Below are 15,544 nucleotides of genomic sequence, written 5' to 3'. Positions count from 1 at the left end.
CTACCGGTGATGCCCACCACCCCGGTGACCGCCCCGATGGCCGCCGCCGCGATGATCACCCCGGTGGTGGTCACGGTCACGGTACGGGCTCGCATCATGGTAGCGGGGGCCACGAGGACGGCCCCAACCCCAGGGCCGGTTCCATTCGTGACCGCGCATCACCGGGTAGCGCCGCCAGGTGTGGAAGAAGTAGTTCGGATGCCCCCACCTCACGGCGACCCTCGCGTGGCGGTACTCCGGAACGACGATCCGGACCGAGCCCCGCGGAGCCCAACCACCGTCGATGAAGATCCACGAGTGGCCACGGCGGGCCCATCTCGGCGCGACGAAGACCAGACCCGGCTGGGGAGGCGAGACCCAGGTTCCATCCACCCAGACGTACTGGGTGCCGGACCAGTACCAGTAACCGGGGGCCCACGTGAGGTTCGGGGCGGGCGGCGGCGGCCGGGCCTCCGCCTGGAGCTGGGGAGGCGCCTGGGTCGTCGCGACCTCCTCGCTGCTCACGTCGATGGGGATCTCCACGTCCGTCGTGCCGGGCCTCGCCCAGCCGCCGGAGATCCAACGCCAGGCGTTTCCATCCTGTTGCCAGTAGCCGTTGACGAACTGGTAGCCGGGCATCCGAGCGATCCAGGCGCCGGGCTTGAAGCGCCACTCGTCGCCATCCCAGTACCAGTGTCCGGAGGTCCACACCGAATCGGGGAAGGGCCGCTGCGTGGGCCGCTCCATGGGGAGCGCCGGAGGCGGCGAGGGCGCCAGGGGCTCCAGCTCCATCGGTGCTTCCTCGGCGAATCCGGACTCGGGCGAGGTGACCGGGGCCGTCTGCGCATGGGCCGCCGGAACCGCCAGACCGAGAACCAAACAGACCAACCATCGAGGCGTCATGACGTCGTCTCCACGAACTGCCGCTCCCTGCCAGGGACGTTCATGACTCCCCTTTATTCACGCCACCCTTTCATACCGGTGTGAGGCGAGAGGGCGAGCGAGCGTCGGACTCGTCCGCCTGCGTCCAGCGGAACCGGCGGCCAGGAGCGCCTGCTGTGTCGGGGGACTCATCCAAAGGGCTGCTCGCGACGAACGCCCTTTGAACCCCAACCGTCGTGCACCCATCCAGTGCACGGCACCATTGGAGGAGCGTCATGGAACTCTCGCCCCAGGTGCAGGAGCAGATCCGCATGAAGGTCGAAGAGGCTCAGGCCAGGCTCGAGGCGGAAGTGGAGAAGCTGAAGAATACATCCGGCGGTGAAGACGCCAAGAAGGAGGTGGTGGAGAAGTTCGCCCTGTTCACCAGACTGCTGAAGCAATACGAGCTCGGAATCCCCCCGACGCCGAGTGATGCCCAGGAGGCGTTCGAGCACCTGGAAGACAACATCGGAATCTTGCCTCGCATTGTCGATGCGCTCTCCGTGGCGCTGAAGGCGATCATCGAATCCGTCATCGGGATCCTGGTGACGCTGAGGGATGGCATCCTCAGCCTCTTCCCCAAGCAGGACACGAAGACCTCCTACGTCCCGGACAGTGCGCTGGTGCGCGATGGAGTGGTCACGTTCGCGATGCTCCCCGAGATGGAGGCAACGGGGACGTTGGTGGTGCCCGCTGTCTTCGCCGGCACCTCCGAGGAGCTCAGGATTCCCTACGCTCCCAGCCACTCGACCTTCGGAGTGCGTGTCCGGCGCGTGTCGTCGACCCGGGCCTGCCTGCACATCGAGAGCCTGTCCTCGGTCTCCCACGACATCGAGCTGGCGGGACTGCGGCTTCCTCCCTTCCTCCAGTCGCTGGATCCCCACCGGCCCTCCTTCGGAACGCTGGATCTCGAGTCGGGAGAGATCTCGGGCCGGATGTACTCACGGCTCACCGACGGCATGCTGTACACGGTCCGCTCGCCCATCCTGGTGCGCAGCACCTTCACGGGCCGGATGTTCTTCGACTCCGGCATCCTGCGGATGAGCACCCAGGCCATCGACTTCGCGAGTGACCTGCCTTTCCGCCGCGTCTTCCAGCCGCGCCTCGTGGAGCGGACGGTGCTCGTGCGCGAGGGGCTGAACGAGCGGCTCGTCGTTCCACAGCGCCTCACCCGTCCGTTCGAGTCGAGCTGAGCGTGGGGTCCAGCCAGAGGGGCTCCCGGGAGTGCTGCCCTCGGGCACCGCTCGCCGGGGGCCCTGGCTCCCGGGACTCGTCAGCTCCGCACCGGTGCGCTATGCGGTGGCACCATGAGATCCACCTCCTTCCTGCCCGGCTTCCTCCTGCTCTCGGCCCTGGCCTGCACGCACAGCACCCATACCCAACCGGCCCCTCCGTCCATGGACCCCGCCGAGCGCGGCCGCGCGCTCGCGAAGCGCGTCATCATCGCCGATGGCCACGTCGACGTGCCGTACCGTCTCCACGAGAAGCTGGGCCCCAACGGAGAGCCCTCCGAGGACATCTCGCTGCGCACCGCCGGGGGGGACTTCGACCATCCGCGCGCCATGGAGGGCGGGTTCGACGTGGCCTTCATGTCCATCTACATCCCCGCCGACCTCCAGACGAAGCCCGGGGCCTCGAAGGCCCTCGCGGACTCGCTGATCGACATGATGGAGAAGATCGCCCGCCAGTCGCCCGGGAAGTTCTCCATGGCCCACTCGGTCGAGGAGGCCCGGCGCAACACCCAGGAGGGAAAGGTGTCCTTCGCGCTGGGCATCGAGAACGGCTCGGCCATCGAGGATTCGCTCCAGAACGTGGCGCACTTCCACCAGCGCGGCGTGCGCTACATCACCCTCACGCACTCCCGGGACAACCAGCTCAGCGATGCCTCCTTCAACACGGGCAAGCGCACCTGGAACGGCCTCAGCCCCTTCGGCAAGCAGGTGGTGGCCGAGATGAACCGCGTGGGCATCATGGTGGATGTCTCGCACCTCTCGGATGACGCCATCCGGCAGGCGGTGGAGTCGAGCCAGGTGCCCGTGATCGCCTCGCACTCCTCGTGCCGCCACTTCACGCCCGGCTTCGAGCGCAACATCAGCGACGAGCTCATCCGCGCCCTGGCCGCGAAGGGAGGGGTGGTGATGATCAACTTCGGCTCCGCCTTTCTCACCCAGGCGGCCAATGCCTACGAGCTGGAGGTCCGCAAGGCGGTGATGGCCTTCACCCAGGAGCGCGGTCTGGCCCGCGACAGCGCCGAGGTGCATGCGTTCGCGGAGACCTATCTGCGCGAGCATCCTGCCCCGCTCGCCCGGGTGGAGGACGTGGCGGACCACATCGATCACGTGGTGAAGCTGGTGGGCATCGACCACGTGGGGCTCGGCTCCGACTTCGATGGTGTGGGCCCAACGCTTCCCATCGGGCTCAAGGACGTGTCCCAGTACCCGAACCTCTTCCGCGTCCTGATCGAGCGCGGCTACAGCGAGGCGGACATCGAGAAGATCGCCTCGGGCAACGTCTTCCGCGTGTGGCGGAAGGTCGAGTCCCACGCCGCCGGCCGCTGAGCACCGGAGGGCCGGGAGCCAGGCCCGCCGAAGTAGGTCCGTTCAGGGGGGAGGTTCCGGTCGCGATGGTGAGCAACTGGTCCGACTGTTGGACCAGTCGGCACGCTCGGCGGGGTTCACTCCATGGCCTGCCGAGCCTTGCGCCGTGTCAGGAGCGAGGGCGCGAGGAGCAGCACCGCGCTCAGCACCAGGGCGGTAGGGCCCAACCAGTCCCCCCAGGCCACCATCAATGTGGACACGCGGGGAGTCAGGGGGACCGTCACGGCCAGACTCGCGCGGTGATCATCCGGCACCTCGGCGAGCACCTCGCCCGTGGAGCTGATGAGGGCGGAGATGCCCGAGTTGGTGACGCGCACCTGTGGCAGCCGTGTCTCGATGCTGCGAAACGCCGCGTGCATCAGGTGCAGCTTCGGCGCGGGCGTCCCGGAGAACCACGAGTCATTGGACAGCGTGATGATGAGCTCGGCCCCCCGGCGCGCCTCCTCGGCGACGTAGCTGGGGAAGATGGACTCGTAGCAGATGAGGGGCGCCACGGTGATGGACCGGCCTCCACCGAGCTGGAGCGCCATCGTCTGGGGGCCGGGCCCTCGCTTCCAGTAGCCCGTCCAGGGCAGCCGCTCGCGCAGCCACTGCGAGTCGATCAGCTCGGGGACCCACTCCGTCAGCGGGAAGAGCATCGTCTTGCGGTAGGCCGAGCGCTCCAGCGTTCCGTTTCGTCCCGGGCCCAGGAACATGGCGGCGTTGTACTCGCGCTCCTGCTCCAGGTCGTACGTGCCGAAGAGCAGGGGCACCTTGGCGCGCGAGACGAACTCGCGGATCTCCGCGTCGAACTCGGCGCCCGCGTCGCTCTTGGGCGTGCCGAAGGTCGTCGGGTACACCGTCTCGGGCCAGATGAGCAGATCCAGCTTCCGGTTCTGGAGCAGCTCGGCCGAGAGCCGGTAGTGCGTGTCGAGGATCATCCGCACCACGTCGTACGTGCCCATCTCCGCCGCGAGCTTCTCGTACTTCGTGATGTTGGCCTGGACGACACCGGCCGTGAGCTGCTGCGTGGGGGACTCGAGCGCGGCCACCTGCCGGTAGCGGAACTGGCCGTACCCGAAGCAGGCCAGCACGAGCGCCGCCCCCAGGGCCACCGGAGCCAGCGCGCGCCGCGAGCCCTCGCGTACACCGTGGGCCACGAGGACCCTGCCGGCCTCGAGCACGCACGTGTTGACGATGACGAGCACGAGCGTGAGTCCATGCGCCCCGGCGATGTCGGCGCCCTGGCGCAGGGACTCGGAGGCGATGAAGCCCTGTCCGAGGGTCTCGGCGAAGAGCTTGGGGCTCACCCACTCGGTGCCCACGTACACGAGCGCGCCCGTGAGCGTGACGCGCCAGAAGGCCCGGGGATCCTCCCGGGTGGTGCGCCGCAGGTGATAGCGGGTGAGCGCGAAGGTGATGAACTGCAGCTCCATGAAGGGCGCCAGTGCCAGCAGGGCGAGCCAGCACAGCGCCAGGGGCGCTCCGGAGTAACTCCGCAGGGCCTCGGGGAACCACCCGAAGATGGCCGCCGTGAAGACCAGGCCCATCACCACGCCCGAGAGCACGGCCTCGCGCCGGCTGTCGACGCGGTCCAGCACCAGCAACCAGGGCACGAGACACACCCAGGTCACCGCCACCCAGCGGGCCTCCAGGCTTCCGAAGAGCCACACGAGGCCCGCGGTGCCCGCCGCGCCGAGCAACTGGAGCGCCAGGCGCTTCGAGCGGACCGCCAGCGCGCTCATGGAATGGGCTCCACTCCCTCTGGCCCTTCGGGCAGCTCCAGGATTTCGATGGGCATGCCCGTGGGCGCCAGCTCGGGCGGGACGACCCGGTTGGAGGGTAGCTCGACCGGCACGCCCTTCGAGTCCACCGGCTTGTAGTCCGGATGGAACATGAGGATCGGCTTGATGCCCTCCCCATTGTCCGTGGACTGGTAGTGGCGCACGTAGCCGGGAGGCAGCTCGAAGTCCTCGGGGACGATGATGCCCTGCTTGAGGGGGCTGGTGCCCTGGCGGTACAGGTTGATGCCCTCCGCGGGTCCGGCGGGCACCGCGTCCTGTGGCAGGGGCTCCTCCTGGGGCACGGGCTCGGAGGACGGCTGGGCCGGGACGCTCTGGGGCCGCGGGGTGGCCTTCGGCGCGGAACGGGACGGAGTGGGGGAGGGCTCGGGTGTTCCCTGCGCGAGCCTCGGGGGCTCGGCCTCGGGAGTGGCGGGCAGGGGAGCCGGCGAGGTCACGAGCCAGGCACTCAAGAGCAGACACACGACGGTGAAGCCGAGCCCCAGCCCGACGATCCACATGCCGCTGCTGGTGCGCTTGCGCTGGATGCGGGTCACGCCGTCGCTGTCGACGTGCCGCTCGTACTCGGGATGCTGCGAACCCATTCTCGCCCCTGTTCTCCGGGACTCGTATGCTACGGGCCCCCTGCCGCCCGGGCAATCGTTCCCCATGAGCCCCATGCCAGCCGCCGATGCTCCCGTAGCGCCTTCCGCCCACGGCCAGCCCGTGGCCCCGCGTTTCCAGGTCCACGCCTACCCGCTCGTCCTGCGTCTCGTCAGCTCCCTGCTCCAGGTGTTGATGAGGGCCGATCTCCTCTGCGCCTCGGCGCTCGTCGTCGCCGGCACCTTCACGGGGGCGATGAGCCCCAAGCCTCCGGCCCTGGCGGGTTGGCTCGTGTTGATCGCGCTGGGCCTGTTCGGTCTCACCCGGCTCATCCACTGGCTCTCCGCCGCGACCTTCTCCATCGAGCCCTCACAGTTCGTGCTGGAGCGCCGAGGCGAGCGGTTCGAGATCCCCGTCGCGTCGGTGGAGTCCGCCCGGGTCTGGAGGCTTCCGTTGCCGGGGGCGGGCCTGTCGCTGCGGATGAAGTCGGGGCGAGGCTTCCAGTACGAGTTGCAGGTGGCGGATCCACTGCCGGTGTTGGAGGCGATGGGGAAGGAGGCGGATCACCCGCTCACGACCTTCGCGCACGCCCGGGCCACGGTCGTCCGCCGGCGCTGGTACCACCTGGCGCTCAAGTTCGTGCTGTTCCCGCTGGTGCCCAGCGTCATCATGTTCCAGCTCAACCAGCGCATCACCTTCGGTGGGCCGTTCGCGCAGTACCGCATGTACGGGCTGTGGCCGTACCTGCAGAGCTTCTTCACGTACTGGGCCTACTTCACCGCGCTGCTGGTGCTGTTCGCGAGCCTCTGGCGCGTCCTGGCCGAGCTGGTGGCCTTCGCGGGGGCGTGGCTCACCCCGATGCGGGCGAGGGGCGTGCGGCGGTTCGTGGAGGTCGCCAACACGGTGCTCTACTACGGGGGCTTCTGCTCGCTCGTGGCGTGGAAGTTCCTCCAGTAGGGAGCGCTCCCTCAGCCCGTGCGGCGCTTCTTGTCGCGCTTCGGTTTGCGCTCGGGTTTGGGCGGCGGCGTGCTGCTGTCCGGGAGGCCGCCATCTGACGCCTTGCCCTCGGTGGGCCTCGTGGTGGGGAAGGGCGTTCCGTCCATGAGGATCGGATCCGGAATCGGGACCGGCTCGGACGGGGGGGCGGGCAGGCGGATGATGAACGTGGCCCCCTCGTCCGGCTTGCTCTGCACCGACAGTGTTCCACCGTGGTTCTTCACGATGCGCTGGCAGATGGCCAGTCCCAGTCCCGTGCCCTTCTGCTTCGTCGTGTAGAAGGGCACGAAGATGTGCTGCTGCTGATCCTGCGGAATCCCCGGGCCCGTGTCCGTCACGTGCAGCTCCACGAACGAATCCCCGGTCGGGCGGAAGTCCGTGAAGCGATCCGGCCGCACCGTCTTCACCGTGATGGTGCCCCCGGTGTCCATCGCCTGCATCGCGTTCTGCACCAGGTTGATCAGCACCTGCTTGAGCTGCTCCGCGTCCGCCTCCACCCTCGGCATGGACTCTTCCTGCTCCACCTTGAGCTCGATGCCCGGCGGCATCGCGTTCTGGATGAGCCGCACCGTCCGCGTCACCACCTCGTTCAGGTCCGTGGGTCCGAAGGTCTGCTTGAGCGGCCTCGCGTAGTCGAGGAACGCCGACACCACCCCGTTCAGGCGGTTCACCTCCTCGACGATCACCTCCAGGAACTCGCCTTCCTCCCCTGGCAGCCGCTTCGGATCCAGGCACTGCGCCGCGCCCTTGATCGCGCCCAGCGGATTGCGGATCTCATGCGCCAGACCCGCCGCCATCTCACCCAGCGCCGCCAGGCGATCGCGCTCGCGGATCTTCTCGTACAGCTTCGAGTTCTCCAGCGCCGTCGCCAGCCGCTCGGCCACCTCCAGGATGAGGGCGATTTCATCCGAGGCGTATGCCTCCGGCACCCGCTCGTCCCACAGGTTCAGGAAGCCGATGACGCGGTCATTGCCCAGCAGCGGCACGGTGATGCCGCCCTTCATCTGCAACAGCGCCGCCCGCGTGTCGTTGAGCCGCTTGAGCTCGTCCCGGAAGCGCTTGCCCTCCACCGCCTGCTGCCGCAGCACCGCGATGCGCCGCTCCACGTTCTCCAGCAGCACCGCCTTCTGTCCCGACGCCACCGCGAACAGCACGCCCCTCGCCGCGCCCGTGTCCAGGAAGCTCACCGGTGCCGGCCCCCGGGCGTCCAGCAACCGGTAGCCCGGCCTGTCCTCCGCCAGCAGGTACAGCGAGGCATGCGTGATGCGCCCCGACTCGTGCAGCGCGTCCAGCACCATCCGCGCCAGCTCGGAGATTTCAATGACGCCCGCCATCCTCGCCCGCGCGTTGCCCAGCACCCGCAGCAGCTCGAAGCGCTCGCGGAAGAAGATGGCCACCACCTGCTCCTCCACCTTCACCCGCAGGGGCTCCAGGAGGATGAGCACCACGAAGGCCGCCACCACCGTGTTGAAGACGAAGAGCGAGGTGTTGTGCTGCTCCACCCACACCGTCAGCACGGTGAAGACCGCGGCCAGGATGGTGGCCAGCACCGTCTGCGAGGCGATCTTCCCCAGCAGCTCCTGCAGGTCCATCAGCCGCAGCCGCAGCAGCGTCTGGGCCAGGAAGAACAGGTAGAGCGTGGTGAAGACCGGCCCCAGGGTGGGGAAGGGCAGGCCGTAGCGCTCGAGCAGATCCAGCGCCGTGAAGAGGATGCCCGCCCCCGCGCCGATGGCCAGGTACGTCAGGCGCAACCGTTCGATCCGCGACTCGGTGGTGCTGACTCGTCGGAGCAGCAACGACACCGAGCCCAGCAGCGCACCGAGCACCCAGGCGCCCATGGCCAGCTTCGCCCACCCGTTGAGGGCCAGGGGCGACACCGCGACGCCCAGGCCGAACACGGCGGAGAGCACGGCGAGCCGCCTGCCGAGCAGATGTGTTCCCTTGCTGACCCCCAGGAATTCGAGGAAGAAGGCAACGGCCGCGCCAGGAACCAGCGAAGCCAGTAGAATGGTGGCACCCACCGCCACCCTCGACACCCAAGGGGACTCGGCGCGTGAGAAGAGGCTGTGGAAGAAGCTGGAGAGGTAGTACCCGCCTACTGTCAACGCGAAGACGGAGTAGAGCGTGAGCACCCGTGGACGTCCCGCCCTCAACAACATGGAAACGCCCAGCGCCAGCCCGATGATGGATGCGAGGAGTGCGCTTTGTGTCCGGATGTCCATGCGTGGTGGCCAGTCTAACCTCCGTTCGTTCGCGGAAATTTTTTCCCTGCCCCCAGTTGTCTCCGTGGCTGCCCAGGCCCATCACCTGAGGGCCCATCCCGTATGAAAGCCTTCGTTCCCCTGCTCGCCGCCGCCGCGGTCACCTCGCTGGCCTTCGCCCAGGCGCCCCTCACCGAGGAGCCCTCCGCGGCTCCCCAGGCGCTCACGGGCCAGGCCCCGTCCGAGGCCCAGCTCTCCCCACCTCCGGATGCCGAGAAGGTCCTCGTGCCTCCCGGGTATGTGGAGGTGCTCAACCCGGCCTTCCCGGATCCCCCTCCGCCCGCGCCCGTCGCGCCGAAGATCTTCAAGGGCCGCGCCTACCACCTGGACGACCTGGCGCCCTACTTCGCCAAGGGCAAGCTCCTGGAGGCCAAGCAGGCCTTCGACAAGGGCTTCTACGTCCGCGCCCGGGAGTTGCTGGAGAAGGAGGGCAGCTCGCTGCCCGTGCGGTACCTGCGCGCCCTGAGCGCGGTGCGCGCCGGGGACGACAAGCGCGCCGCCGAGGAGATGTCCACGCTGGCCAAGGACTACCCCGCGCTGGCCGATCGCTGCCTCACCCATGCCGGCGTGGCGCTCGAGTCGCTCGGGCGCTTCGCGGATGCCGCCGTGCTGCTCGCCCAGGTGCCCGAGAGCTCCCGGCTGTACGCGGATGCCCGCCTGGCGCTCGGCCGCGTCCTGCGCAAGGCGAAGGACACCGAGGCCGCGCTCGCCGCGCTCGCGCCCCTGTCCTCCCGCACCTCGCCGTCCTGGGGCCGCAACGTCGCCGCCGAGGCCCTCATGGCCAGCGCCGACATCGCCGCCGAGAAGAAGGACAAGACGCGCGAGCGTGAGTTCCTCTGGCGCCTGTGGGCCAACCATCCCCTGTCCGCCCTGGCCCAGCAGGCCGAGAAGCGTCTCAAGGGGCAGCAGGCGCCCGTCGAGACGAAGGTGGCGCGCGCCGAGCAGCTCATCGAGCTGCACCGCAACAAGCAGGGCCTGGACGTGCTCGGGCCGCTGCTGCCCAAGCTCAAGCTGCCGGACGCGCTCGCCTGCCGTGCGCACTTCGCCTTCGGCAAGGGCCTGCGCAAGGAGCGCCAGCACGGCCGCGCCATCGCCACGCTCACCCCCGTGGTGGACAAGTGCCAGGAGCGCGATCTGCTGCCGCGCGCCATGTACGTGCTCGGCTCGTCGCGCTCCATCGTGGACCAGGTGCAGGGCCCGCAGACGTACGAGCGGCTCGCTCGCGACTACCCGGACCACTCCTTCGCCGACGACGCGCTCTTCTACGCCGCGGACCTCTACGTGAAGACGGGCCGCCTGGAGCTGGCCTCGCAGCGGCTCAAGGAGCTGGTGAAGCTCTACCCCCAGGGGGACTTCCTCGGCGAGGCGCTCTTCAAGGACTTCTGGATCTCCCGCACGCTGAAGGCCGCGGACGGTGGGGTCCCCATGCTCCTGGAGATCGAGAAGCGCTTCGCCGACGCGGACGAGACGTACGATCTGGAGCGCGCGCAGTACTGGCGGGCGCGCACCCTGCAGGACAAGGGCGACAAGAAGGCCGCGGCGGATCTCTTCGAGATGCTCGCCGTGGAGCACCCGGCCACCTATTACGGGCTGATGGCCCGTACGATGCTCGCCGAGGTGGATTCAGCGCGCATGGAGCGTGTGGCGCCGCAGATCGACTTCACCCAGCAGGAGCGCCGCGGCCCGTGGCCCCTGCACGCGGGGGCGATGGAGAAGGATCCACACTTCACCGCCGCCGTGGAGCTGATGCGCCTGGGCTTCCCCGAGGCCGTCTCCTCGGAGCTGCTCGCCGTCAACCGCACGAACCTGCCGTCGGAGAATATCCGGCTGCTGGTCCAGCTCCTGTCGCTGTCCGGGGACGAGCGGGGCGCGCATGCGGTGGCCCGCGTGGCGCTGCGCCGCGATCTGAGCGGCCGCATCACCCCGGAGACGCGGCCGGTGTGGGAGGTGGCCTATCCCAACGCCTTCCGCCCGCTCATCGAGAAGCACACCGCCGCGGCCGGCGTGGAGCCGGATCTGCTCCAGGCGCTGATGCGCGAGGAGAGCGCGTTGGATCCGAAGGCGCTGTCCTGGGCGGGCGCGCTGGGCCTCACCCAGCTCATGCCCTCCACGGCGCAGGCGGTGGCGCGTCAGCTCAAGCTCAAGAAGGTGACGAACCAGTCGCTCCTGGAGCCGGAGCTCAACATCCGGCTGGGGGCGCACTACCTGGGCTCGCTCATCAAGCGCTTCTCCGGGCACACCCCGTACGCGGTGGGCAGCTACAACGCCGGTCCCGGCGCCATCAACCGGTGGCGCGAGGATCGTCCGGGCGTGCCGCTGGACGCGTGGGTGGAGGAAGTGCCCATCGCGGAGACGCGGGGTTACATCAAGCGGGTGCTGCGCTCCTACAACACCTACCAGCTGCTCTACGGGCGGCCGGCCAAGGTGACGGGAGTGCAAGCGGCCAGCCGGTAGTGTGAACCCGGTGTGAAGGGCAGGGGAGCCGGGTGGCGCGCGAGCCCCCGTCCCCTTACAATCCGGTTCGTGGGTGCACCCTCGACCGAGAACGGGGGGAAGAACGCTCTGCTGCGAGCGCTCCCCTCCATTGAGCAGCTCCTGCGCCGGCCCTCCCTGGAGGAGAAGCTGGCGGCGATTCCTCGTCCCCGGGCCGTGGCGGCGCTGCGGCTGGCGGTGGCCCGCGTGCGCGAGCGGCTGTTGCGCGGCGAGGCCCGTCCCTTCGAGGACTCGGACGTGGACGAGGCGCTGCGCCTGCTGTCCACGCCCAACCTGCGGCCCGTGCTCAACGCCACCGGCGTGGTGCTGCACACCAACCTGGGCCGGGCCCCGTTGGCCCCCGAGGCGGTGGCCCGCGTGGCCGAGGTGGCCCGGGGCTACTCCAACCTCGAGTACGACCTGGACGAGGGCGAGCGTGGCAGCCGCTATGCCCCCGTGGTGGAGCTGCTCACCGAGCTCACCGGCGCCGAGGACGCCCTGGTGGTGAACAACTGCGCGGGCGCGGCGCTGCTGGTGCTCGCCACGCTGGCGGCGGGCCACGAGGCCATCGTCTCGCGCGGCGAGCTGGTGGAGATCGGCGGCGGCTTCCGGGTGCCGGACGTGATGAAGCAGTCCGGGGCGCGCCTCGTGGAGGTGGGCACCACCAACCGCACGCGGCGCTCGGACTACGAGTCGGCCCTCACGCCGGACACCGGCGTGTTGATGAAGGTGCACCGCTCCAACTTCGCGGTGGTGGGCTTCACCGAGGAGGTGGAGGTGAAGGACCTGGCCGCGCTCGGCCGCGCGCGCGGGGTGCCCGTGTTCGTGGACCTGGGCTCGGGGGCCCTGGTGCCGCTCACTGGCGAGGGACTCACGGACGAGCCCACCGTGCCCGCCACGGTGGCCGCGGGGGCCGACGTGGTGGCCTTCTCCGGCGACAAACTGTTGGGAGGGCCACAGGCGGGGATCATCGTGGGGCGCGCGGAGCTGATCGCCCGCATCAAGAAGCACCCGCTGACACGGGCGTTGCGCATCGACAAGATGACGGTGGCCGCTCTGGAGGCCACGCTGGAGCTGTACCGGGACGGCCGGCCGGAGGCCATCCCCACGTACCGGATGCTCACCTGGCCGGCCGAGGAGCTCCGCGTGCGTGCCGAGCGCCTGCTCGGCCTGCTGGTGATGAAGGGAATCAAGGCCCGGGTGGCGCCGATCTCGGGGCAGGTAGGCGGGGGAGCGATGCCCCTGGCCAGGTTGCCGTCCTATGCGTGCATCCTCACCGTTGGGGAGCCAGCAGCGTTCCTGGAATGTCTTCGAGGAGCGGGAGTTCCGGTGATTGGGCGGATCTCGGACGGCGAGGTGGTTATGGACGTCCGGTGTCTGGCGGAGGAGGACCTCGGGCCGGTCGCTGACGCCGTCGGTACGGCCTCACAGGAAGGCACCCATGTTGAACAGCGCCGTTCTCGTCCTGAACCGTAACTATCAACCGGTGCACGTCACCTCGGTGAAGCGCGCCCTCTCGCTGCTCTACCTGGGCGTGGCCAAGGCCATCGACGCCCAGTACCGCCTCTATGAGTTCGAGGACTGGGCGGCCCTGAGCGCCAGCGCGCCGCACGACAGCGTCAACACCATCAACCGGCGCATCCGCGTCCCTCGGGTGGTGGTGCTCTCCGCCTACGAGTACCTGCCCAAGGGGCGGGTCCGTTTCTCCCGCCTCAACATCTACGCGCGAGACCATGACACCTGCCAGTACTGCGCCCGGCAACTGCCGCGCTCGGATCTGAACCTGGATCATGTCGTCCCTCGCTCGCAGGGCGGCAAGACGAGCTGGGAGAACGTGGTGTGCTCGTGCGTGCCCTGCAATCTCAAGAAGGGCGGGCGCACGCCGGCGCAGGCGGGCATGAGGCTCCTCAAGGTGCCCATGCGTCCGCGTTGGACACCCTTCTTCCGCGGCGCTTCCCGCCGCATCACCTACCGTGAGTGGCTGCCGTTCCTGAACCTGGCCGATGCCTCGTACTGGAACGTCGAGCTGCTCGACGACTAGGCCGCCCGCTCCGGTGCTGGAGTTTTCCAGGCCACTTGTAGCGCCGGGGCGATGGTGGCCGTTGTCGGCATCGTGAGGTCTCCCACGAAGCGCGGATTCTGTCCGCGTTCGGACTTTCAGGGAGACATCCATGGTGGGAAATCGCTGGCTGGTGTTGGGCGCGCTCGCACTGGTCATGAGCATCACGGGCTGTAACTGCGGCGAGCCGCCGTCGGGTGGCGGTGACGCGGGCGTGGAGGACGGCCAGGACGCGGGAACCGACAGCGGGGTGGTCATCGTTCCGCCCTCGGACGCGGGAGACGGAACGGTCCTGGACGGAGGCCCGGGCTCCCAGTGCGTGGTCGAAGGCGCGCTCTGCAGCCGTGACTCGGGTGCCGGGTGCTGTACCGGAGTGTGCGGTGAGGACGGCCGTTGTCCGGAGCCCAACCCGCTCTGCCGCAGCTACAACGAGGCTTGCACCTCCGGCATCCAGTGCTGCACCAACGTGTGCCTGGACGGCAAGTGCGGTGGCTCCCAGTGCCTCGACATCGGCGGCTCCTGCTCCGTCAACGAGCAGTGCTGCACCAAGACGTGCACCAACGGCACGTGCGCCCCGATTCCGAGCGACACCACCTCCGCGTGCAAGGTGGTGGGCCAGGGCTGCGGCGTGGATGGTGATTGCTGCTCCAAGAATTGCCAGGCCGGCATCTGCGCCCGTTCCTACTCCTGCCAGGCGTATGGCGACATCTGCACCACCAACGCGGAGTGCTGTGGCAACGCGTGCTCGGCGACCGCCGGGGGCGTGGGCCGGTGCCAGATGATCACCGGCGGTGGCGGTGGCGGCTGCATCCAGGACGGCAACCCGTGCAGCGGCGGCTCCGGCTGCTGCTCTCGCACCTGCGTGGACCTGGGCTACGGCGCCACGGTCTGCCAGCCGGTGGGAGGTTGCAAACTCACCGGAAACTTCTGCACGCAGGACAGCGACTGCTGCGGCGGTGGCAAGCTGCCCGATGGCGGCGTGATCAACCCCAACGGGACCGTGAAGTGTGTGTCCGGCCGTTGCGACAACGGGCAGTCCTGCAACGGCGTGGGCAACATCTGCGGTGCTGGCACGCTGCCGGACGGTGGCTCCGTGGACATCAACGCGTCCCAGAACTGCTGTGACGGCAAGAAGGAGGTGTGCCGGGTGGACTCGGCCGGCGTGCCGCGGTGCTTCGGCGGCGGTACCGGGCCGAGCGGCGACTGCCCCACTGGCTACACGGGTGAAGCGCCCTGCTGCATCGCGCAGAGCAACACCTGCCAGTTCTCCGAGCAGTGCTGCGATGGCGCCCTGTGCCTCCCGGCGGGGGATGGAACTGGCCGGCTGTCCTGCCAGAAGCCGACGTGCGCCCCGGTGGGCACGCCCTGTGACACCGCGGGTGTGACGTGCTGCGCGGGTACCGAGTGTCTGGCGACCTCCGAGCTGACCCGGGCGTGCCAGGTGCGCGATACCTCGCCTCCCACGGATGGTGGAACCCCTCCGGACGCGGGCACGGGCGGTACGTGCCAGGCCAACGGCACCACGTGCTCCTCCGGGTCGCAGTGCTGCTCGAGCATCTGCGCGTCCGGCAAGTGCGAGGCGCCCGCGGCGTGCCAGCCCCAGAACGGGGCGTGCACCTCCGGCTCGGACTGCTGCTCCGGCCTGCGCTGCGACGTCCCGCTGGGCTCCCCTACCGGCACCTGCCAGTCGGGGGCCACCTGCTCGTCCAGCGGCCAGGCATGCACGGGGAGCGGCTCGTGCTGCGCTGGCCTGGCCTGTCGCACCTCGGGCGGGGCGTCGTGTGATGGGACGTCGGCCTGCGTCTGCCAGATCGTCATCAACTAACTTGGCCAGGGAGTCGACGCGGAGCGCGGGACAGGTTTTGATACGGGTGCTTTGAGTTCCCCCAGTCCCAG

General features: G+C 69.2%; 11 protein-coding genes. 7 read left to right on the top strand and 4 right to left on the bottom strand.

What is annotated here, in order from left to right:
- Positions 1-882: a YXWGXW repeat-containing protein gene (locus tag Q664_RS15890; protein WP_043395385.1), complete on the bottom strand. Its 882-nt coding sequence runs from the start codon at positions 880-882 to the stop codon at positions 1-3.
- 254 nt (positions 883-1,136) lie between these two features.
- Here Q664_RS15890 and Q664_RS15885 point away from each other — a divergent pair, with 254 nt between their 5' ends.
- Positions 1,137-2,093 (top strand): hypothetical protein, encoded by a 957-nt coding sequence (locus tag Q664_RS15885; RefSeq protein WP_043395383.1) that lies wholly within the window; start codon positions 1,137-1,139, stop codon positions 2,091-2,093.
- Between the two features lie 114 nt (positions 2,094-2,207).
- Positions 2,208-3,458: a dipeptidase gene (locus tag Q664_RS15880; protein ID WP_043395381.1), complete on the top strand. Its 1,251-nt coding sequence runs from the start codon at positions 2,208-2,210 to the stop codon at positions 3,456-3,458.
- Between the two features lie 116 nt (positions 3,459-3,574).
- Here the strand turns inward: Q664_RS15880 and lnt are convergent, their stop codons facing one another.
- Positions 3,575-5,221 carry an apolipoprotein N-acyltransferase gene (lnt, locus tag Q664_RS15875; protein ID WP_043395379.1) on the bottom strand — a complete coding sequence of 549 codons (1,647 nt, stop codon included), beginning with the start codon at positions 5,219-5,221 and terminating at the stop codon, positions 3,575-3,577.
- Positions 5,218-5,862 (bottom strand): hypothetical protein, encoded by a 645-nt coding sequence (locus Q664_RS15870; protein ID WP_043395417.1) that lies wholly within the window; start codon positions 5,860-5,862, stop codon positions 5,218-5,220. The genes lnt and Q664_RS15870 overlap by 4 nt, the downstream gene beginning before the upstream one ends.
- A 73-nt stretch (positions 5,863-5,935) precedes the next feature.
- Between Q664_RS15870 and Q664_RS15865 the strand changes: the two genes are divergently transcribed.
- Positions 5,936-6,817 (top strand): hypothetical protein, encoded by an 882-nt coding sequence (locus Q664_RS15865; RefSeq protein WP_052518186.1) that lies wholly within the window; start codon positions 5,936-5,938, stop codon positions 6,815-6,817.
- Positions 6,818-6,828: 11 nt separating this feature from the next.
- Here Q664_RS15865 and Q664_RS15860 read toward each other — a convergent pair whose 3' ends face one another.
- Positions 6,829-9,078, bottom strand: a complete 2,250-nt coding sequence (locus Q664_RS15860) for a sensor histidine kinase (protein WP_043395378.1) — start codon at positions 9,076-9,078, stop codon at positions 6,829-6,831.
- Between the two features lie 102 nt (positions 9,079-9,180).
- Between Q664_RS15860 and Q664_RS15855 the strand changes: the two genes are divergently transcribed.
- The 4 genes from Q664_RS15855 (at position 9,181) to Q664_RS15840 (ending at position 15,473) form a co-directional block, all read left to right on the top strand.
- Positions 9,181-11,571 (top strand): lytic transglycosylase domain-containing protein, encoded by a 2,391-nt coding sequence (locus tag Q664_RS15855; protein ID WP_043395377.1) that lies wholly within the window; start codon positions 9,181-9,183, stop codon positions 11,569-11,571.
- 69 nt (positions 11,572-11,640) lie between these two features.
- Positions 11,641-13,065 carry an L-seryl-tRNA(Sec) selenium transferase gene (selA, locus tag Q664_RS15850; protein ID WP_052518183.1) on the top strand — a complete coding sequence of 475 codons (1,425 nt, stop codon included), beginning with the start codon at positions 11,641-11,643 and terminating at the stop codon, positions 13,063-13,065.
- Positions 13,031-13,630, top strand: coding sequence for an HNH endonuclease (locus Q664_RS15845; protein ID WP_043395376.1), 600 nt, complete (start codon positions 13,031-13,033; stop codon positions 13,628-13,630). Before selA ends, Q664_RS15845 begins: the two co-directional genes overlap by 35 nt.
- A 130-nt stretch (positions 13,631-13,760) precedes the next feature.
- A complete protein-coding gene (locus Q664_RS15840; RefSeq protein ID WP_052518181.1) occupies positions 13,761-15,473 on the top strand; it encodes a hypothetical protein in 1,713 nt (570 codons plus the stop codon).
- The last annotated feature ends 71 nt before the right edge of the window (positions 15,474-15,544 follow it).

Source organism: Archangium violaceum Cb vi76 (genome assembly GCF_000733295.1).
In the GTDB taxonomy this organism is placed as follows: domain Bacteria; phylum Myxococcota; class Myxococcia; order Myxococcales; family Myxococcaceae; genus Archangium; species Archangium violaceum.
This window is presented reverse-complemented; position numbering and strand designations above follow the sequence as displayed.